This is a genomic window from Acidisarcina polymorpha, assembly GCF_003330725.1.
GTDB classification, from domain to species: Bacteria; Acidobacteriota; Terriglobia; order Terriglobales; family Acidobacteriaceae; genus Acidisarcina; species Acidisarcina polymorpha.
Genome location: NZ_CP030844.1, coordinates 23,423 through 43,352, shown reverse-complemented (window position 1 = coordinate 43,352; position 19,930 = coordinate 23,423). Strand labels below are relative to the sequence as shown.

14 protein-coding genes and 1 pseudogene are annotated in these 19,930 nt (G+C 54.3%); 7 read left to right on the top strand and 8 right to left on the bottom strand.

The annotated features are described in order from the left end of the window. Positions 1-130 precede the first annotated feature (130 nt). Positions 131-1,138: a zinc-binding alcohol dehydrogenase family protein gene (locus tag ACPOL_RS32625; protein ID WP_114211513.1), complete on the top strand. Its 1,008-nt coding sequence runs from the start codon at positions 131-133 to the stop codon at positions 1,136-1,138. 122 nt (positions 1,139-1,260) lie between these two features. Further along, entirely contained in the window at positions 1,261-2,532 is a 1,272-nt protein-coding gene (fucP, locus tag ACPOL_RS32620) for an L-fucose:H+ symporter permease (RefSeq protein ID WP_236657659.1), read from the top strand. 48 nt (positions 2,533-2,580) lie between these two features. Here fucP and ACPOL_RS32615 read toward each other — a convergent pair whose 3' ends face one another. Beyond that, entirely contained in the window at positions 2,581-3,642 is a 1,062-nt protein-coding gene (locus ACPOL_RS32615) for a LacI family DNA-binding transcriptional regulator (protein WP_236657658.1), read from the bottom strand. 169 nt (positions 3,643-3,811) lie between these two features. Here ACPOL_RS32615 and ACPOL_RS32610 point away from each other — a divergent pair, with 169 nt between their 5' ends. The 3 genes from ACPOL_RS32610 to ACPOL_RS32600 all read left to right on the top strand — a co-directional run bounded on the left by ACPOL_RS32610 (position 3,812) and on the right by ACPOL_RS32600 (position 7,247). Further along, positions 3,812-4,789 carry an aldo/keto reductase gene (locus tag ACPOL_RS32610; RefSeq protein WP_236657657.1) on the top strand — a complete coding sequence of 326 codons (978 nt, stop codon included), beginning with the start codon at positions 3,812-3,814 and terminating at the stop codon, positions 4,787-4,789. 165 nt (positions 4,790-4,954) lie between these two features. Beyond that, positions 4,955-5,953: a DUF2961 domain-containing protein gene (locus ACPOL_RS32605; protein ID WP_114211509.1), complete on the top strand. Its 999-nt coding sequence runs from the start codon at positions 4,955-4,957 to the stop codon at positions 5,951-5,953. A gap of 58 nt (positions 5,954-6,011) precedes the next feature. Next, on the top strand, positions 6,012-7,247 hold the full coding sequence (locus ACPOL_RS32600; RefSeq protein ID WP_114211508.1) for a DUF6786 family protein: 1,236 nt from the start codon (positions 6,012-6,014) through the stop codon (positions 7,245-7,247). A gap of 16 nt (positions 7,248-7,263) precedes the next feature. Here ACPOL_RS32600 and ACPOL_RS32595 read toward each other — a convergent pair whose 3' ends face one another. The 3 genes from ACPOL_RS32595 to ACPOL_RS32585 form a co-directional block, all read right to left on the bottom strand. Further along, a complete protein-coding gene (locus ACPOL_RS32595; protein WP_161557713.1) occupies positions 7,264-9,189 on the bottom strand; it encodes a tetratricopeptide repeat protein in 1,926 nt (641 codons plus the stop codon). A gap of 89 nt (positions 9,190-9,278) precedes the next feature. Next, a complete protein-coding gene (locus tag ACPOL_RS32590) occupies positions 9,279-11,045 on the bottom strand; it encodes a CRTAC1 family protein (protein ID WP_114211506.1) in 1,767 nt (588 codons plus the stop codon). A gap of 212 nt (positions 11,046-11,257) precedes the next feature. Beyond that, a complete protein-coding gene (locus ACPOL_RS32585; protein WP_150133238.1) occupies positions 11,258-14,776 on the bottom strand; it encodes a TonB-dependent receptor in 3,519 nt (1,172 codons plus the stop codon). 529 nt (positions 14,777-15,305) lie between these two features. Here ACPOL_RS32585 and ACPOL_RS32580 point away from each other — a divergent pair. Continuing rightward, the gene (locus tag ACPOL_RS32580) at positions 15,306-16,424 is read left to right on the top strand and encodes a glycoside hydrolase family 172 protein (RefSeq protein ID WP_236657656.1); all 1,119 of its coding nucleotides are present in this window, start codon (positions 15,306-15,308) and stop codon (positions 16,422-16,424) included. Positions 16,425-16,608: 184 nt separating this feature from the next. Beyond that, positions 16,609-17,305 (top strand): annotated as a pseudogene (locus tag ACPOL_RS32575) (IS6 family transposase). Between the two features lie 302 nt (positions 17,306-17,607). Here ACPOL_RS32575 and ACPOL_RS32570 read toward each other — a convergent pair. The 4 genes from ACPOL_RS32570 to ACPOL_RS32555 form a co-directional block, all read right to left on the bottom strand. Beyond that, the gene (locus ACPOL_RS32570; protein WP_114211504.1) at positions 17,608-17,901 is read right to left on the bottom strand and encodes a hypothetical protein; all 294 of its coding nucleotides are present in this window, start codon (positions 17,899-17,901) and stop codon (positions 17,608-17,610) included. A 180-nt stretch (positions 17,902-18,081) separates the two neighbouring features. Further along, positions 18,082-18,300, bottom strand: a complete 219-nt coding sequence (locus ACPOL_RS32565; RefSeq protein ID WP_114211503.1) for a hypothetical protein — start codon at positions 18,298-18,300, stop codon at positions 18,082-18,084. A gap of 101 nt (positions 18,301-18,401) precedes the next feature. Continuing rightward, positions 18,402-19,322: a tyrosine-type recombinase/integrase gene (locus ACPOL_RS32560; RefSeq protein WP_114211502.1), complete on the bottom strand. Its 921-nt coding sequence runs from the start codon at positions 19,320-19,322 to the stop codon at positions 18,402-18,404. After that, the gene (locus ACPOL_RS32555; protein WP_150133237.1) at positions 19,319-19,834 is read right to left on the bottom strand and encodes an HNH endonuclease; all 516 of its coding nucleotides are present in this window, start codon (positions 19,832-19,834) and stop codon (positions 19,319-19,321) included. Before ACPOL_RS32555 ends, ACPOL_RS32560 begins: the two co-directional genes overlap by 4 nt. Positions 19,835-19,930: the final 96 nt, after the last annotated feature.

Below are 19,930 nucleotides of genomic sequence, written 5' to 3'. Positions count from 1 at the left end.
GGTTGTATTCGCACTCGCGGTGTAAAGATCCGAACCGCAGTTGACATCCTTCAGCGCATCTACTAATTTGTGAAAGTACTTAAGTTAACGATACAGTCAACGACTAATCTCGATCTGAGCAAAGACATTGATGAGAGCTCTTCAAATAACCGCGCCAGGGGCAGCACAGCTTGTCGATGTTCCGGAACCACCCAACCTGAAAGCTGACGAAGTGCTGCTCAAGGTTGCCCTGATCGGAATGTGCGGCACGGATCTTTCCACGTTTCGTGGCGCCAACGCAATGGCCGCCTATCCCAGTATTCCCGGCCACGAGGTGGCCGCAACTGTCGTCGAGGGGGCCTCCGACCTCACCCCGGGGACGCGAGTGACGGTCTCTCCCTACACTCATTGCGGTACCTGCGCAAGCTGCCGCCGTGGGCGCTTCAACGCGTGTCAGCACAATCAAACCCTGGGGGTGCAGCGCGATGGTGCGATGACGGAGTACATCGCGATCCCGCGTGACCGGATCCACACCGCAAACCTGACGCTGAAAGAGCTCTGTCTGGTTGAACCGCTCACAGTAGGCGCGCATGCCGTAGCTAGGGGGCGCGTGACAAAGAACGACACGGTGGCCGTTCTCGGGTGCGGCGGAATCGGCCTTGGCGCGATCGCTGCTTCCGCCTTCCGCGGAGCAAGAACGATCGCGATCGACATGGACGATAGGAAACTGGACATAGCCCAGAAAGCGGGCGCAAGCCATCTCATCAACACTGGAAGTCAAGACTTGCACGAGCGGCTTGTTGAAATGACCGGCGACGGTCCCGACGTCGTCATCGAAGCCATTGGTCTCTCGTCAACCTTCAGGGCGGCAGTGGAAGAGGTTGCGTTCACTGGGCGCGTGGTCTACATCGGATATGCCAAAGAGCCGGTCTCCTATGAAACCCGCCTCTTCGTGCAAAAGGAACTAGATATCCTCGGTAGCAGAAATGCTTTACCTGAAGATTTTCTCGAAGTAATTCGCATGCTGGAAGCGGGCGACTTCCCCGTAGAAGACGCTATCAGCGCCATTGTGACACCCGAGAATGCAGCGCACATGCTCGAGGCTTGGAGCACGAATCCAGGACGCTATACGAAGATTATGGTTCGCTTCGACAAGTAGGCGCTTCCTGGAAAAGCCGGAGATGCGCTGCATCAAGCCCCTCGCCAGTCATGAACATTTTGACCTCTTCAGGATCTCAACCCGCAGGCGCCCGGCCCTCGATCTTTCCCTCCGAGAGCAGGTTGCCGTTCCTCCTTACGACTGCAGTTTTCTTCATCTGGGGCATGTCAAACAACCTGACCGACATCCTGGTGCAACAATTCAGAAAGTCTTTTGAGTTGAACCTGGTGCAGGCGCAGCTAGTGCAAACTGCGGTCTTTCTCGCATATGCCGCCATGGCGATCCCCGCCGCCGTCCTTATGCGCCGGTTTGGCTACAAGGCGGGATTGTTGGTAGGTCTTATCGTTTTCGGGATAGGCACTCTTCTGTTTTGGCCAGCCGCAATATTGGGCCAATATTTGCCCTTTCTAATCGCGCTATTTGTCGTTGGAAGCGGTTCCTCAATCCTGGAAACGGCAGCCAATCCGCTCATAGCACGATTCGGCGCCCCGGCTACCTCCGAACAGCGGTTAAATTTCGCTCAGGCGTTCAATCCTCCAGGTACGATCACGGGAGTGCTGATTGGGACGTGGTTTATATTCTCCGGAGTAGAAAAGACTCCGTTGGAGATCGCTGCGATGAAGGCGCAGGGCGTATATTCTTCCTATCTTCACAGCGAAATATCCCGAGTCGTGCCAACCTATGTGGCTCTCGGTGCTGGCGTGCTTCTCCTCGCCGCTCTGATCGGCATCGCCCGTTTTCCTGCAATCCTCGACTCAACCGAGCTTGGAACATTCTCGGACCGGCTTGCCTACTCACCGCGACGCAACAGTTTTGAAAGACTAATCCATAATCCCCGGCTAATGTCGGCCGTCATTGCCCAGTTCTTCTACGTCGGCGCGCAAGTGAGCACATGGAGCACCTTTATCCCATACATGAAAGCCTACACGGCGGTCACTGACAAAACTGCCGGTTATTTCCTCACTGGGACTCTGGTAGCTCTGGCAATCGGAAGGATCGTTTCGACAGCGCTAATGCGCTTCATCAATCCGGAAAGAATGATGGGGATCTATGCGATCGTTAACGTCGCTTTACTCGTTTTTGGGATCGCTCGACCGGGTATGTCCGGATCCTGCACGATTCTGATGACCAGCTTCTTTATGTCGGTGATGTATCCGACGATTTTTGCTCTGGGCGTACGAGATCTTGGCGAAGACACCAAGTTGGGAAGTAGCTTCCTGGTCATATCGATCATTGGAGGCGCAATCTTTCCTCCTCTTACGGGAGCGATCGCGCGTGCCACTGGCGACATTGCTTTGGGCTATATCCTCCCTTTGGCGGGATATATAGTTGTCGCCGTCTACGCTTTTCTTGCTCCGTACATCGGTCGAGGATTGCGTGCCGGTAATTCTTGACTCAACACGCCGAAAATCGGAGCAAACGAGGATCAAAATCAAAGGGCGCTAAACGTTCGCTGCGGATCTTCTCTGCGCCCCCGTCTTGGCGGGAGTGGACGATGACCTGGCTGTCCTCTCGGTAGAAGCGCGAGCGGCAAGCTTTGGCTGAAGAATGACATCTTGAAACTCCATGGGAGTTTCGCTGCCCAAAATCTCCAGAATGAGTTTAGCCGCTCTTCCGCCGATTTGGTTACTCCTCTGGTCGATGCTTGAAAGAGGAACTCGAATTTCGGCGTCGTAATGCAAATTGCCGCAGCCGATAACAGCCAAATCCTCCGGCACGTTGATACCCTGGCTTAATGCCTCTTTGATTACGCCCATGGCAATAACGTCGTTATAGCAGAAGACGCCATCGGCCATTTCCGGAAGCGCCATCATCTGTCTCAGAGCCGCAGCTCCATTGAGCTTGCCGTCCACATCCACTCTGGGTGCGCGAATGATATTCTCTTCCGGAATTGCCAATCCGTGCCGCCTGATCGTATCCAAAAAGCCTTTAAGGCGTCGTATCCCCACGCTGTTTTCAGGCCCCCGGATGTGGGCAATTCGCCTGCAACCGACATTTACCAGGTGTTCGGTCGCGAGTTTCCCAGCTGCGTAATCATCTGACCCGACGAAGTAGCTCGGGAAGCTCTTGAAACTACGGTCCACCAAAATTAACGGAGTCTCGCCTCGCTGAACATTTCGTAACGCAGTTGGATCGGTCTGGCAAGAAGCGATAACGAGAGCGTCCAGTCGATGCGCGAGCATGTGATCAATCTCTTGGGCCTCGAGTTCAGGATCTTCCTCTGAGGACGAGATCAATAAGAAATAGCCGCGCTGTCTGACCGCCGAAGACAGTCCCTTGGCTACGTCCGCAAAGAAGGGATGAATCAGGTCTGGAACGATAAGGCCGATCAAAGACGAGTGGCCGGTTACAAGGCTGCGCGCCGTCAGGTTTGGGCGATAGCCTAGCTCCTTCACCCGATCGAGAATGCGAGCGCGAGTTGTCTTGCTTATATCGGGGTGATTTCGCAGCGCCTTCGAGACAGTAACGGTAGATACCCCAAGGTCCCGAGCGATTCCTTTCATGTTCACGGCCATAGAACGAACTATACATGCGGGCGTTGTCCGATGGTGCAATCTGGGTGTAGCGGCATTTGCAGAATTTCGGGTTTGACGACGATCAACGAAATCGTTTACTGTAACGTTGATTATTTATAGGCTTTATTCTCTATCGAGCGTCCGTGGGAGGTCTCATTTGCACCAATCAGCGACGACTTTGAAGGTATCGTCCTCATACCAGATGGAATACCGTCAGCTCGGCAGCACCGACCTGCGTGTATCGATAGTCGGGTTCGGGGCATCGCCCCTGGGGAATGTTTTCCGGCAGACCGACCCCGTCGAAGGGATGTCAGCTGTGAGACTCGCAATCGATGAAGGCATAAACTTCTTCGACGTCTCCCCTTACTACGGTTTGACTCTGGCCGAGACCCGGCTTGGCGAAGCTCTGGAAGGACATCGCGACAAAGTTGTGCTTGCCACGAAGTGCGGGCGCTTTGGGGAAGATACCTTCGACTTTTCTGCGAAGCGTACCATCCTGAGTGTCGAGGAATCGCTACAACGCCTGCGTACAGACTATGTCGATATTCTGCAGGCGCACGATGTGGAGTTCGGCGATGCGCAGCAGATCATTGAAGAGACCATCCCTGCAATGCGCGCGCTGCAGCAGGCGGGGAAAATACGATTTGTGGGAATCACAGGATACTCCTTGAAGAACCTGATGGAGATCGCTGAGAAAGCGCCAGTCGACAGCATCCTGACATACTGCCGTTACAACCTGATGATTTCAGATATGCATACCGAGCTCATCCCTTTTGCAACCAAGAACAACATCGGTATCATCAACGCGTCAAGCCTGCATATGGGGATACTTACTGAGAGAGGTGCGCCGGATTGGCATCCAGCGCCGCACGAAGTGCGCGGAGCGGGAAAGCGGATTGTCGACTTCTGCAAAGAACGCGGCATCGATGCGTCCGAGGTTGCTCTACGCTTCTGCCTTGAATATCCCCACGTAGCCAGCACGCTGATTGGCATGTCAACCCGGAAACACGTACAGGCCAGTATCCAGTCTCTCGCGACAAGGAACGACCCCTCTCTCATTCAGCAGTTGCAGGAGTTAATTGAGCCTGTGTACGGCTACGTCTGGCCTTCTGGCCGTCCAGAGAATTATGGATAGAACGAGGAATGCGCACCATCACCTCTGGCAATCTACTTTTCAAGAATACAAGTCAATATCTTTGGAGAGGGTGTCCTGCAAAGGAGCATTTTTGCTGCATGATTTAAAGAACCGGCGGCCTACGCCAACATCGCTGAATCTTACGCATCAATTTGAGGAGTGACTATGGATCGGCGCGCATTCTCTTTATCCCTGGCCGGCTTATCTTTGACAGGAGTATCAGCTAGTCCCTATCGCGCAGCAGCATTAGCGACTACCCAGGAAGGCACGAATTTCACTGGCGCCACTACTTTTACACACGTCGGAAAAGAAGAACAACCCTTTCTTCCACATGCAGAAGCGGAGCTTGCGAATCAGAAGGGTAATGGCTACCTTGACCATATGTGGTTTGGGGGTGACTTCCCGAATTACACAAGGTTGCGCCTTCGCATTTATGTCGACGGAGAACAAGCTCCATCCATCGACATGGAATTGGGTCTTGGCGTGGGAGTTGGATTTGCCGATCCTGCAGCACCGTGGGGGACAGAATACAGCGGGATCACGGGCAATCCGAGCGGCATATTTCTGAACTATCGCATTCCCTTCTCGAAGAGCATCCGTGTCACCGCGGAACTCCCGGCTGGCGTCCCTCGCAGCACAGTCTTCTGGTGGATTATACGCGGCCTTGAGAATCATCATGTCGAGGTTGGAGGATTCATTCTGCCGGAGAGGGCTAGATTGAGGTTGCACAAGATCGAAGATCAGGAGGTGCAGCCTTTGGATGAATTCGATCTTTGCCGGGTACCAGAAGCGGGGATGGTTTTCCAAGTCACGATGGCGGCGCGAAGCACGAGTCTCGAGTTCATGGAGGGACAGATGCGCGCCTATATCGGTGGAGCGCGCGAGCCGCAATTCCTCTCCTCAGGCCTTGAGGACTATTTTCTCGGAACCTATTACTTCAACCGTGGTCTCTACCACCTGCCGCAGGCCGGGCTAACGCACCGGGACGAAAAGGACAGTTCCTTTTCCGGATATCGATTTCATGTGATCGACCCCATTCTATTTTCAGGCGGACTTCGTCTTGCGTGCCGTTGCGGAGAGAAACGCAGCGACAAAGTATTTGGTCCCTATGGCAAACCTTTCAAGACAACCTATACCACCTATACCTGGACCTACGAATGGTGAACGGAGGACTATCATGTCGCTATGAACCAGGTCTTTATGCAGGCGTTTGGAGCTATCAATGAACAGAAGTATGATTTGTGTTGCCGCAGCCGCAGCTTACTTTGCATCCTCTTTTGCCGGCCAACTTCTCTTCGCCCAGGGATCTCCTAACGATACCTTCCGAGATGCGGTCTCTCTTGTGAACCAACACGGTCACGTGATTGTTCTCTCGGGCGCCGAAGGAGGGGCCTCTATCGCCGTGTGGCCGGCGATGCAGGGCAGAGTGCTCACCAGCTCCGCCACAGGGCCTGACGGGCGGGGTTTTGGATGGGTCAATCGCGATTTGATCGAGTCGGGGAAGGTCCAGGAACACATCAATGCAGTGGGCGGAGAAGATCGTCTCTGGCTGGGCCCTGAGGGCGGCCAGTTCTCCGTTTTTTTCGCTCACGGGCAGCCTTTTGATCTGGCCCACTGGTATACCCCTGCGCCGATCGACACGGAACCCTTTGACGTGGTTCGACAAGAAAAGAGCTCAATAACTCTCCGCAAAACCTTCCACCTGAGTAACTACTCAGGGACTAACTTCGACGTAGAGATCAACCGGGAGGTTCGGCTGCTCACGACCCCGGAGGTCTGGAAGGACTTAGGGATTGAGGCTGCAGACAATGTCAAGGTGGTCGGCTTCGAGTCGAATAACAAGCTTACAAATATGGCGGCCACAGGCTGGAGCAAGACTACCGGCGTTCTCTCGCTATGGGTGCTTGGCCAGTTCCAGTCGACACCGGACAGCACAATCATCCTTCCAATACGAAGCGGACCTACAGCAGAGCTCGGGATTCCAGTGACGACCGACTATTTCGGGCCAGTGCCTGCCGATCGAATTTCGGTGCGAAGCGATTCCGTTTTCTTTAAGGCCGATAGTAACTATCGAGCCAAGCTAGGGCTTAGCCCTAGACGGTCCAAAGGCTTGATGGGCAGCTATGACGCCACGAATCATGTGCTCACCATCGTGCAGTTCACGCAGCCGCCAAACGTGACGGAATACGTGAATTCCGCATGGAAGATACAGCAGGATCCCTACAGTGGAGACGTCGCAAACTGCTACAACGACGGCATCCCGGCGCCCGGCAAGCCGCAATTGGGCAAGTTCTTTGAGATGGAATCCTCGTCGCCAGCGGCGGCCCTGGCGCCGCACGCTTCGGTCGAGCATACACAGCGAACGATTCATCTGGTCGGGGACTCGACGACACTGGACCATATTGCGCAAGCAACCCTGGGCGTTCGCCTCGCTGAGGTTGTGGCGTTTCATCCGTAGAGACACATTACCGATCTTAGTTATTGGGTGCGGCTTGTTGGGGGACGAGTTTTACGTCGGCAAGCCGCTCCGCTTTGATTGCATCGGATTTGCTGAATTCACGCCTGGCATCTTCGGGTTTACTCTCCGCGCGATAGAGCACTCCCAGCTGATAATGCGCGCTACCGTCATCATCCCGAAGAGCCGCTTTCCTGAGAGCAGCCTCTGATTGTTGATAGTGCTTCAGCAAGTAGTATGCTTTGCCGAGCTGCAGATAGAGAAAGGTACGGTCAGGTAATGCAGCGACGGCTGCCAGCAGAAAGGGTAGCGCATTCTGCGGTTGATGTTGCTCGACCAGGATACTTCCCATTTCTCCGTTCGCTTCTGGATTAGCAGAGTCGAGTTGAAGTTCCTTTTTCAACTCTTCGATCGCATGATCGGAATCACCACCTTCCCAGAGAAGATGCCCGATCTCGAAGTGAACGCCAGGGAGAGAGGGATTCATCTGTACTACCCTGGCGTACTCCGCGAGCGCTTTTTCATTCTCTCCTCTCATGGCATAGACCTGTGCAAGCAACTGATGGGTGCGGTAGGAATCGGCATCCTGCTTGAAAAGGCGATCTAACGTCTCCACTGAGAGACTTCTTAGAGTCTTCGCCAGCAGGTATCTTGCCTGCAGATCGCCCGGATGGGATGTTAGCCACACGCGAATTTCCGTTTTCGCCGAATCGAAGTCCCTTCGATAGAAACTATCGCGTGCTTTCGCGTAAGGATTTTGATTTACTTGAGGTCGGGCGGTAGCCTGGAGGAATTGCTTCCACTCTGCCTCCCAATCCGGCACGCCTAACTCAGCATCGATAGCAGCTTTAGCGAGACTGCGAGAATTGCTCTCTGGCAACTGGTGAAGCGCCTGACTTGCGCGCTCGAGTTCTTCGCGCGGCAACTTGATTCCAGGGTCCTCGACGATCACAGAAGATGGAGGCAACCCCAGGCTGGCTGCGGTCTCATCCGGAGAGATCCGAAGAGCATGGTCTAACAAATCCAGCGCTTTTTGATAGTCGCCCGTAAGCAATGCGATCCTGGCTAGACCCGCGTGAGCGCGAGCGGAGAGAGGGTTGTTTTCGAGGTCAGCATGAAATTCGTTTTGAGCGTCCGTCAAGGAATTTTGCATGAGATAGACCTCTCCTAAGCCGAGGCGAGCCTCTTCGCAGCGTGGATCTTTATCGAGTGCGAGAGTGTAGTGCGCAATCGCTTTCGTCCAGTCCTCTTCCTCGCGATATTTGTCTCCATACGAAACATTTAGCAAGGGGCTTCCAGTGGCCTGAGACAATACCGCATCAATTTCCTTGTCTGCCGCTTTCCTGTAGGCTTCTCCGAGCACAAAGAGGATGTCAAGGTCAGTGGGGAACAGTTGATTGGCTTTCTGAAATTGATCCAATGCTTTGTAAGTGTCTCCCGCATTCCATAGAGCCGTTCCCAACCATCGCTGCGCCTGTTGATCTTCCGGTTGTATGGAGATTGCCCTCTTCAAGTAGGGAACCGCTTTCAACGGCTGGTTCAGATTAACCAGGTCCACTCCAAGCCATAGATTGGCGACGAGCAAATCTGGCTTCAGCCTCTCGGCAGTCTGAAATGCATGCGCAGAATCGGCGAATTTGGCCTGGGCGTAATACACCAGTCCCAGGTTTGCAGATACCTCTGCAATGCCTGGTTGAAGATGGTTTACCGTCTCATATTCCCTTGCGGCTTCATCTAAGCGGCCCGCTTGTTGGGCTTCATGAGCCGCTCGAAAATGATCGAGGGCTTCCGTGCTAACGTTTTGCGCAAGGGCCAATGGAAGATTGCCACCTGCCATAACAATCAAGACAACCAGGAAGGAGGTCGGCCCGGCGCACAGAATGGCACCATACAAATACGTTTCGAGCTGATTCACAGTGTTGACCAGATATTCAGTGACAGTCATAGACATACTGATACGAGACTTGCGGGGACATTCGTTGTGCCACGAAGAAGGTAATGTAACTACGAAGACTCGGCGGTAACCACCTCAGCTTACTTGGCATGAGCGTTGGCCCAACCATGGTTTGGCACTATTCCGGCTCCTTCCTGAATGGTAATCAGTTGGTCGGCTTTTATAGCTGAGAACTTATCGTGTCCTCCCGCAGGCCAATGAATGTCAACGTCTGCGATTCGTTCGGGACCGAGACCAAAATGAAGCCGCGGGTCGTTGCACGATAAGTAGCTCGACTGACTCAAGAGCTCCTGGCACTGTAGTTTGCGCCCAAAACGAACAAGCACTCTCGATCCGATGGCACTTCGGTTCGATTTCGTACCGAGCAGCTTAATTTTGAGCCAATGGCTTCCCGATGGAACATCGTTCCGCAGAAGAGATGGTGGCTCATTCATATTCATGACGAGGACATCAAGATCACCATCGTTGTCGAAATCGCCGAAGGCACAACCTCGGCTGCTGTGAAGCTGGCCGGAGACCGGATACGCAGCGCCCGTGAGTTCCTCGAAGATACCGTTTCCCAGATTGCGAAAGATGATTCGAGGTCCCTTATTCGCATACTCTGGAATCCTGGCCTCCATTTCCGGATATACGCTTCCGGTGACTACGAAGAGATCCGGCCAGCCATCGTTGTCTAAGTCCACGATTCCCGCTCCCCACGAGACATAGCGTGTCTCCACGGCCAGGTGGCTGGGGTAGGTGACATCATCGAAATAGCCTTTGCCATCGTTGTGAAAAAGGCCGCTCGCATCACCGGAGAAGTGAGTTTTCAGGATATCGGTATGACCGTCGAGATTGATGTCACCTACCCCAACGCCCATTCCTGCTTGCTCGTAACCATCTCCGCTCAATGCCACACCTCGCATCGTTCCTTCCTCCCGGAAGGTGCCGTCGCGATTGTTCATAAACAGAAGGCTGGGCGTCGAATCGCATGCCACAAAAATATCGGGCCAGCCGTCCTGGTCTACGTCCGACGTCACAACCGTCAAGCCGTAGGACTTCGTTGACTTTGAAATTCCAGATTCGGCGCTAACGTCGGTGAATGTCCCGTCCCCGTTATTACGGTAGAGCGAGTGATGACCGGGTTGAAGGCCTCGCGGTCCGCAATAGACTGGGTTCCCTTTAAAATTGCACGATGGGTTCTGGGCTGGAAGGGGAACGGTCTTGATATCGAACTGCACGTAGTTAGCTACAAACAGGTCCAGATGTCCGTCCCGGTTGTAGTCGAGAAAGCTACACCCTGTGCCCCATCGTACTGCTGCACTCAGAAGGGCGGCCTCTTTCGTCACATCGGTGAAGGTCCCGTTCCCATTGTTCCTGAAGAGGTAATTGCGTCCGTAAGCAGTGCAAAAGAGGTCATCGAATCCGTCATTGTTGTAATCGCCGACGCAGACACCGGACGCCCAACCGACTGAAGTGAGATTGGCCTTTACTGTGATATCTGTAAAGGTCCCATCTCGATTGTTGTGATAGAGGCGGTTTGTGGCACCAGGCGGCGCACCCTCGATCTTTGTGCCGCTCAGAAGGAACACGTCCATCCAGCCATCGTTGTCATAGTCAATGAAAGCGCAGCCACAGCCATTGGCTTCTAGAATGTATTGCTTCTTGTCCACCCCGCCATAGGGCACTATCTGAGTTAAGCCCGAGGCATGTGCTACATCCACAAAGCGGGAGAAGGGCTTGCCTGATAGTTTCTCCCTAGGCTGAGATCTGAGATCTCTAGATGCGGAACCGCTTTGTTGTGCGGTGAAACGAACGGCGGTAGTGGTCACAAGTCCAGTCAGAAAGGAACGTCGTGTCAGAGGCATGGCAATTCTTTAAAGAAGGAGCGTGCGCTTCGGATCGGTGGTCGACATTAACCGGACAACAAGAATTGACTCAGAAACAAGTTTACGCCCACAACGTATCAGGCGAGTTCAAGAAAAGTGGAGACCGCCCTTTGAGGGGCAATCTCCGATAGAAAGTTACAAGAGACTCTTGTCCGGCGGTACCGCGATGAAGGTGGTATGCGGCCGACCCTCTAATACATTAGTTTTAATCCAAACTGGATGAGGCGGGGATTGTTATATTGCGAGGTGACTGTTCCGAATCCAGCACTCCCTAGAGTCGTATTCGGCCCCCCAAATACTGGTGTGTTGAAGAGATTGAATGCCTCCGCTCGAAACTGGACATTCAAGAAGCCGTCTTTCAAGAACTGAGTGTTCTTGAATAAAGAGGCATCGATCGTGTCAGTTCCATCAGTTCGCAAGTTGGATGTCGTTCTGCTGACATTGCCAAATGTGTAAGGTGCCGGCTGAACGAAGCAGGACGCATTGAACCAGCCGCTTACCACTCTTTGATACTTTGAACCGGAGGTGCCGTCTCCATTCGGGCAGGCAGCGAAATTGTAGTTCGGTCGAGATCCTCCGCCGAACGAGCCGGTGAGATTGCTGGCTGTGCCGAACGCGAGCGGAGTTCCCTTCTGGGCCGTCCAGATCCCATCCGTTCCCCAACCCGATACGATGCCGCCGACGACTCCGTGAGCGCCGCTAAGGAGAGCTTTCCCTTTGCCTACAGGAAGGTCCAGCACGTAACTCACAATCAACCTCTGTGAGACATCGAAGGTTGAAAGAGAATATTCCCCCGCCAGGTTGTAGTTATTCTGAATTCCCGCGGTTCCATCGAGCCAGGTTGTCTGCGTTTCTGCTCCGTTGTTGAAGTTTTTTGACAGCGTATATGCAAGCAGGATGGTCTGTCCGGAAGAGAAGTTGCGCTGTGCTTTCAACTGAAATGAGTTGTAATTCGAAGATCCGATATTGTTATTTCCGACGCTTAGACCGTTGTACTGGGGATAGGGCAAGAGCAGCTGGCCGGCGCTGATTGTCGGACCGGAGAGGTTCCCGTTGATTGGTGTTGGCAAATTGTAAAATGGATTCGGCACCTGGTTAATGAGTGCGGAACCCAGAGACATGTACTGAGGCGGGAGCTGGTCGATCTGCTGGTAGTCGATCGGCAAATGCGTTCCCTTGGCACCTGCATACGCGGCATCCAGGAAGACGCGCCCAGGCAACTCGCGTTGGATATCGAGATTCCATTGCTGAACGTAAGCATATGGGTTGTTAGCCAGTTGTACTCCAGGCCCCAGACCGTTGAAGTAGGCGTTGATGTCTGCAGCTCGGCCCGGAGCCTTGATCAAGCCGTTCGGAAGTGGATTACTCAGATGATTGTAGGGAGTGATGCCCCCATCTAACGAGGATGTGACGTTCGTGGTGTACTCATTAATCGGATCAGCGACGGGGGTCGTTGCACCATAGGTGAGGATGTTAGGCAGCCAGAATAGCCCGTAGGCACCGCGAACCACTGTCTGAGGAGTTGCCTGGTAGGCGAAGCCGAATCGGGGAGCGAGCGCTCCAGCAAAAGCGTCGAAACCTGTTCGACCTCGCCGTTCCGGGGTGTCGACGAGTGCCAGTTGCCCCTTGATATTCAGACCGGACTGAGAGGCATCTGTGTTGATGGCATCTGGCTGGAAGACGCTGATCCTGTTATGTCGCTCGGTAAAAGCGCTATCGTACGAGTAGCGTAAACCTGCATTTATCGTGAGGTTAGGAGTGACCTGCCAGTTATCCTGCACGTAGAACCCCTCGTAATATTTCTGTGCTGCGGGGAAGTTGAGACTCACGAAATTTCCAGAGGCCATATCGCCTAATAGATAGGAGGCAAAGTCAAATCCGCCGACTGGACTGTTTGGACTACTAGACGTGAAGTTGGAATTGAAGTTAAAGTTGCCGCTGACTCCGTTGCCCTGGAGGTAGTTCACCTGACTAAGCCGGTAGTCGAGACCGAACTTCATCGAGTGGTGCCCTCTTACCCAGCTTATGTTGGGAAGCACGTCGAAATCGTTCGTATATTCCTCAATCAACAATCCGGTCGCGCTGTTCCATCCGGTAATTTGGGAGAGGTTGATGCCGGGAACCGTCTGCAGTGGCACCGACCCTGCTAGTCCAGCCCATCCGGTGCCGAGGCTCGATAAGTCGAAACCTGCGGTCTGTGGAGTTACGATAAGCGCCGCTCGCAGGTATCCGACCGCAAAATCCCCGACTAAATTGGGCGTAAAGACATAGGTGTCATCGAGTACGACTTGTTGATTGGTATTCGTATTCAATCCCTGCCCGCCTCCATCTGGCTGAATCACAACGCCGGTGCCAAAGACATTATCCGCAAGCTTGTTCCAACCTTCATAGGCATACCGGCCGAAGAACCTTTGCTTTTCACTGATCGTCCAGTCGATGCGGCCGATATATTCGTTCATGTTGCCGCCTGAGCTTTCATTGCCCGCCCAGTTGTTCGCCTGGGTGTTTGGGGTTCCGGTGGTGTTCGGTAGGGGCCAATACTTCTCGAGGATGAGAGCGGTCGGGTCCAGGTTGCCCGCGGGTATGATGTTGTTGGGGAATTGCTGCCGGGTATACGTTCCATTGACCTGGGTCGTCGTGGTTGGATCGTAGATAGGGATCAAATTCCCGCTTGCGTCACGGAGGTTAGAAAAGTCTCCTGTGCGTTCCGCTGCTGTGGGCACAGTTAACAGATAGGGAACTCCCTGCCTAATCCGAAATCCATCGTAGCTTCCAAAAAAGAACAATTTTTCTTTACGAATGGGGCCGCCCAAGTTTCCGCCAAATTGATTCTGGGTAAACTGCGGGTTGGCAATGCCTTCCCTGTTGTTGAAGAAGTTGTTGGCATTCAGGACCTTGTTGCGGATGTATTCGTACGCCTCGCCGTGCAGTTTGTTGCTTCCAGACTTAGTAATGAAGCTCACGATTCCGCCAGCGAACCGGTCATATTCGGCTGGAAGATTTGCGGTTTGCACCTTGAACTCGCTTAGCGCGTCCTGAGTAGGAACGATTGCCAATTCGTTATTGTACCCAGCGGCATTCATTGGAACGCCATCCCAATAGGCCGCGCTTTGGTTTGCCGCTCCGCCGTTGATTTGGAAGTTCCCGGGCGCAAACGAGTTCCCTGTCACAGGGTTCTGGCCGGCGCCTGCTTGGGGAATCACGCCGGGAACCAGCTCTACGAGAGCGATCGGATTTCGGCCATTCAACGGTAGTTCGTTGGTGGCGCGCTCTTGAACAACCTGGCCGAGCGAGGAAGTCTCAGGTTGCAAGAGCGGGGTCTCTGCCGTCACCTGAACCTGCTGCGCAACGGATCCGACCTGCATAGTGATACTGAGGCGTACTGTGTTGTTGATCTCTACAACGATGGGCGACTGAGAAATTGCCCCGAAGCCGGCGTGGTCAACCTGCAACCTGTAGTTACCTGGAGGAAGGTTAACGAATCTGGCTATTCCAGAAGCATCAGATTTTTCGACGATCACGGCTGCCGTGCTGATGTTTGTCAATGTCAACGTAGCGTCCGGCAGTGAAGCCCCCGCCAAATCCATCACGGAGACGGTAATTGCACCGTTTACGAATGCTTGCGCAAGGATGTCTGAGGGTGGGGTCGCTAGACCGACGAGAAACAAGCAGGCCCAAGCTAACGCAGTCCACGTATCACTCCATGCCAAACTAACCCTCTTGTTTTTAGCCGAGCCTGGCTCGCTGAAAGTCCTGTTATGTTCTGCCACTTCCACCCTCCCTCAAACTCATTGCATTCACGAACGTTCACTTTTTCGGTAAAGTTAACGTTGTCTAATCTTCCGCTCAAGGATATATTTGGTGGCTACTACGGTTGTCAAGTATTTTTAAGAACTTTTCAGTTCGAGGAACATAATGGCCACTTCAATTTGTCGATAACGGCGAAGCGGTGCTTTACGTCTCATTCGATCGTGTAAGCAGGGGTTCGTGATACAGGTCTCTTTCAAGATCACGAAGCCTTCCACCGCAAAGACAGCAACGTCGAATTATTGTTCTTTGCCCGGCGAGCTAGATCTGGAGCCCATACCACCTAACGGAGAGAATCGCATGTCTTGTGCATCACGGGTCTGGCATTGCAGTACGATTACTCAAAATCGGTTGTTTTTTCCCCGTTCATTGAGCAAAATTACTTCTTTAAAGCGTGCACTTCTAATCAGCCCAGCATTGCTGGGTGCGCTCGTGATTATATTTGGCGACCGCGCTACCTTTGCACAAGCCAGTGACCCGGGAACCGGCTCCGCTATCGATCTGCTGAGTCCCAATGTTGTTTCCCGGATGGTGTCGCCGGAGAATCCCACCGGCGAGAAGGGAAAGGGGGCCATGGCTACCCCGGATCCATCCGATCCCGATCTCTCCTTTTCAAAGGCGGCTGCAGAGCTCGGTCGCGGTTGGAAGGTGCGTCCCTTCATCAAAGTGCCGGCTCACTCGACGGTCACCATCATGGACGTTTCCGGTCCTGGCACAATAAAACACATTTGGATGGCCAGTAGCCAGGATTTTCACGGTGTCGGGCGCGCGAGCATCTTGCGATTCTATTGGGACAATGAGCCGACTCCATCAGTCGAAGTTCCACTATCGGATTTCTTTGCTATCGGACACGAGACTTTTGCCCCTGTTAATTCGGCTATGGTTGTCGACAACCCCATGGCCTCAATGAACTGCTACTGGCCAATGCCCTTTCGCAAACACACGCGGATCACATTCACGAACGACGGCGATAAGGAACTACCGTTATTGACTTATCAGATTGACTACCAGCTAGGCCCCGTCCCGGAGTCCGCTGGATACTTTCATGCGCAGTGGCGGCATGCGCTGGTCGACCGCAGCAATCCGGTGTTTACCATTCTTGACGGTGTTCGGGGTGAAGGAAAGTATGTCGGGACATTTTTGTCTTGGATGCAGCTTGCTAAAGGATGGGCAGGCGAAGGAGAGGTTAAGTTCTTCATCGACGGCGACACCTCTTTCCCCACCCTCGCCGGCACTGGAACAGAAGACTACTTCGGAGCGGACTGGGGGTTTCCTGCAACATATTCGACGCTTTACCTGGGAAATGTTCTCGAACATAAAAGCAAAGAATATGATGTCGGCATGGAATGGAGCCTCTACCGCTGGCACGTGCTCGATCCGATAGTCTTCCACAAAGACTTAAAGGTCGTTATTCAGGACCTCGGCTGGTGGCCTAATGGAACGTATCGACCTCTGGACGATGACTTCGCTTCCACTGCCTACTGGTACCAGCAAGAGCCGCACGCTCCTTTTCCACAGCTGCCTTCCGTGGAGGCCCGAGCTACACGATAAGACAGCTATATTTTGCAGCAGTCCGCGAGTCCCGGTCGGGGCGACGTTATAGCGGCATACCCAACGATGCATCTGCCAGGATTCTAGTCCGGATCAGCAGATTCGTCCCTATGTACAGCTTGTAGTTTTGTCGCAGTAGGACGGTTTGCTAACCTTTGCACTGACTGTGAGGAGTTGGCGAACGATGAAGCAGGCATTGAATCCATTGCTGGCCAGGGTGTTGAAACGCTTGCACTATCCGTTGGATGTGATTGTGCTTTGTGTCCGCTGGTACGGTGCCTATCCGCTGAGCCTTCGGAATCTGGAGGAGATGATGGCCGAGCGCGGGATCTCTGTCAATCACTCGACGGTGCACCGCTGGGCGATTAAAGTGCTGCCGGTGCTCGAGAAGGCGTTTCGGCGCTCCAAGCGCAAAGTTGGGCGAAGTTGGCGGATGGACGAGACCTATATCAAGGTGAAGGGTGAGTGGAAGTATCTGTATCGTGCCGTAGACAAGGCAGGTGACACCATCGATTAGCTGCTGCGGGCGCATCGCGACAAAGCCGCAGCACGCCGATTCTTCGAACAGGCAATGGAATGGAGCGGCATACCAGGGAAGGTGACAATCGATAGAGTGGCTCGAATATGGCGGCTCTCGAGTCCGTCAACGCCGGGCGGCGCAAGCCGATCGTCATCCGCCGGGCCAAGTACCTGAACAACATCGTCGAACAGGATCACCGAGCGATGAAATGTCGAACCCGACCGATGCTCGGCTTCAAAGACTCCGCTATGCTCGCATCCTTCTCTCAGGCATCGAACTCATGCACATGATCAATAAAGGGCAGATGAAAAGCAGCAGGCAGAAGATCTCCTTATGTATTTTCTGCAGGCTCTCAGCGTAATTGCTAATGGGTCATAGAAACGCTCCGAAGCTTAACTTTCTTGGATACGAGGTCGCGTCGAACCGCTTTGAATACATTTTCGACGAACAAGACGCTCAAAAGATAAGAACGATGGCAGGTAAAACCACGGCCATGTGTTGTCGCTTTACCCACGATTCCACCAGTGAGGCTAGAAAGTTATGAGAAAGTCCCGGGCAGCCCGGCAGCGCGCCGAACTGCCGAAGGAAAATTTATCTCTATCACCTGGCCGGCAGCCGTGACCGGGTATCTGGCGAGAAGGCATTCTCTCTCGGGAAAGCACTCTACTCGGCCGCAGCAAATCCTTTGTCGGTGACCGCATAAGTCCAGCTCTGATTGCCTGCCGAGACGTGGCGCAACAAATCCTGCGAGATGAGACATTTTAACGATGTCTCCCATTTCTCTTTGTCAGCGGGTTCGGTAACGACTTCGGCGTATTCGGTGAGGTTGGTTCGAAAACCATATAAAATACGGTCAATCCTTACATGGCAATCGGAGGGGTTGGCGTTGGCATGAGCGACCGCTGCCTTGAGCAGCTTTCGTTCCTCTTCTGTCAGTGCATTTTCCGGAGTAGTCATAAAGTCCATTCAGCAAAATGTTGAATGCGACCAACAGCCTATACCCTTTTCGCGTCTGCTGGCACTTCCCCTTCATAAGCTCCACGTGTCATTGACGGCGGCGGCAATCTCCTGTTCGAAGCCCAGATATCGTTCGGTCGTCTGAATCGATGAGTGGCAGAGCAGGGACCATATGGGACTTTACTCCAACGGTGGCCCGAAGGCGGCCTGCTGCAAAAGAGAAAACAACTCGACGCGGCGCGCTTCCCGGTCACGAATCGATCGTTCGAGATGAACGGTCCCCTCCTCTAATTGCAGCGCTTGGGCATATTCCCTCAGATCGGCTAGTTGGGCAAGAGAGACGTCTGACAGATCATCAATCAGGGTGGCGACGTGAGCCGCATGGGACGCATGAGACATAAACACTCCAACAAAGAACCATTCTTATCATTAAACTGAAATTCATTAAACCGAGATGCTCCGCTGTCACCAGCCCTGCGGTCATTTCCGAGCAATTCGTGTTAAAAGCTCCAGGTGTCATTGACGGCCACGGCAATCTCTTGCTCAGACCCGAGATAGCGTTCGGTGGTCTGGATCGACGAGTGGCCAAGTAGGAACTTGATCTGCTCGAGGTCGCCGCCCGACTTCCGGCACAGCTTCGCACAGGTCCGCCGCAGGTCATGGGTGCCGAAATTCGCGATGCCGATCTCCTTGGCGCACCGTTCGACGACCGACCAGACCGACCAATCTCCGAGAGCCACTTTGCCCGGTTTGCCGGACTTCGAAACCGGCCGGAGCAGGGGTCCATCTTGAATGTCAGCAGCGGCAGTCCAGCGGTCGATGCTCTGCTTGACCCAAAAAGGCACGGCCACCGTCCGGACGCGCCTTCCCGTTCCCACCAGGTCGACGATCACCGCCCGGCCCTCGCGCTCGACGATGTCCTCAAACTGGAGCACGGCCAGCTCCTGACGGCGTAGTCCACAGCCGAGCAGGAGGGCCAGAAGAGCATGGTCGCGCTTGCCGATCAGCTTCTCCTGGTCGGGCACGGCGAGCAGCTCTTTCGCCTGGTCCCGGCTGAGCCAGTTTCCCGTCTGGGTGCCCTGCTGGCGGACATTGGGGAAATCGGTGATCGAGGCCGCGGTCTCGGAGTCGAGGATCCCATTGCGCCGGGCTTCGGCGGCCAGCTGGCGGATCGCCGAGAGCTGGACATTAATCGTCGAAGCCGAAAGATTCCGCTCGAGGAGCTTGGCCCGGTAGGCGACCAGGCTCGCCCGGGAGAGCGGCTCTTCGATCGAATCCAGGAACTTTCCCAGCTCGTCGAAGGCCCGCGAGTAATTGCGCTTCGAATAGGGAGAGGCAACGCCGGCCAGCACGATCGCCCGGAGCCAGTCGAAAGTTACCGGAGCGGGCGGCGCGATCGGGACCAGGGCGGGGCCGGTCATAGGAAGAGCGGCAGCTGCTCGCTCGCCGCCGGATGGAGCTCCCGCCAGAGGCGCCGGAGAAGTTCGGGCACATCGCGAAAGAGCACTTGAGTGCGTTCGACTAAGGCATGGCAGGCCGGACAGAGGGTGACCAGAAGTTCAAGTGAGGAGACCCCCGGCTGGCGATGATGGACGGCGAGGACGGTCGAGATCGACGTCGCCTGGCAGCCCTGGCAGGTATGACGGTCCCGGGCGAGCACCCGATCGCGTAGTCCGGCAAAGTGTCTTTCATCGGCCCGCACCCGGCTGTAACAGCGCTGGCAGAGACCGCGGGCCCAGATCGAGGCCGACCCGCAGCGGCAGAAGAGCACCCGCTGCCGGGAACGCCTGACTTCCCTTCCCGGCTCCAAGCGGGCCGCCCGAGAGACCACGGGGAGCGGGTTTGAGGTCAGGATCCTGCCAGCCGGCTGCGGGAACCCCGGTGGGAGGGTCGAAAGCGAGCTGGCGGAAGGCAAAAGCTGGAATTCTGCCATAAAAGCAGTATAAGCATATCGGCCATGACAATTGAGATTGTTGCTGGGTAATAGGGACTTGCTTACGCTTTGCGGAAGGTGTCGAAATTTCGAATA

What these genes read in the sequence shown, in the direction of transcription:
- ACPOL_RS32625 (WP_114211513.1), top strand. Translation starts at nt 131, where the DNA reads ATGAGAGCTCTTCAAATAACCGCGCCAGGGGCAGCACAGCTTGTCGAT.
- ACPOL_RS32615 (WP_236657658.1), bottom strand. Translation starts at nt 3,642, where the DNA reads ATGAAAGGAATCGCTCGGGACCTTGGGGTATCTACCGTTACTGTCTCG.
- ACPOL_RS32605 (WP_114211509.1), top strand. Translation starts at nt 4,955, where the DNA reads ATGGATCGGCGCGCATTCTCTTTATCCCTGGCCGGCTTATCTTTGACA.
- ACPOL_RS32600 (WP_114211508.1), top strand. Translation starts at nt 6,012, where the DNA reads ATGAACAGAAGTATGATTTGTGTTGCCGCAGCCGCAGCTTACTTTGCA.
- ACPOL_RS32595 (WP_161557713.1), bottom strand. Translation starts at nt 9,189, where the DNA reads ATGACTGTCACTGAATATCTGGTCAACACTGTGAATCAGCTCGAAACG.
- ACPOL_RS32590 (WP_114211506.1), bottom strand. Translation starts at nt 11,045, where the DNA reads ATGCCTCTGACACGACGTTCCTTTCTGACTGGACTTGTGACCACTACC.
- ACPOL_RS32570 (WP_114211504.1), bottom strand. Translation starts at nt 17,901, where the DNA reads ATGACTACTCCGGAAAATGCACTGACAGAAGAGGAACGAAAGCTGCTC.
- ACPOL_RS32565 (WP_114211503.1), bottom strand. Translation starts at nt 18,300, where the DNA reads ATGTCTCATGCGTCCCATGCGGCTCACGTCGCCACCCTGATTGATGAT.
- ACPOL_RS32560 (WP_114211502.1), bottom strand. Translation starts at nt 19,322, where the DNA reads ATGACCGGCCCCGCCCTGGTCCCGATCGCGCCGCCCGCTCCGGTAACT.
- ACPOL_RS32555 (WP_150133237.1), bottom strand. Translation starts at nt 19,834, where the DNA reads ATGGCAGAATTCCAGCTTTTGCCTTCCGCCAGCTCGCTTTCGACCCTC.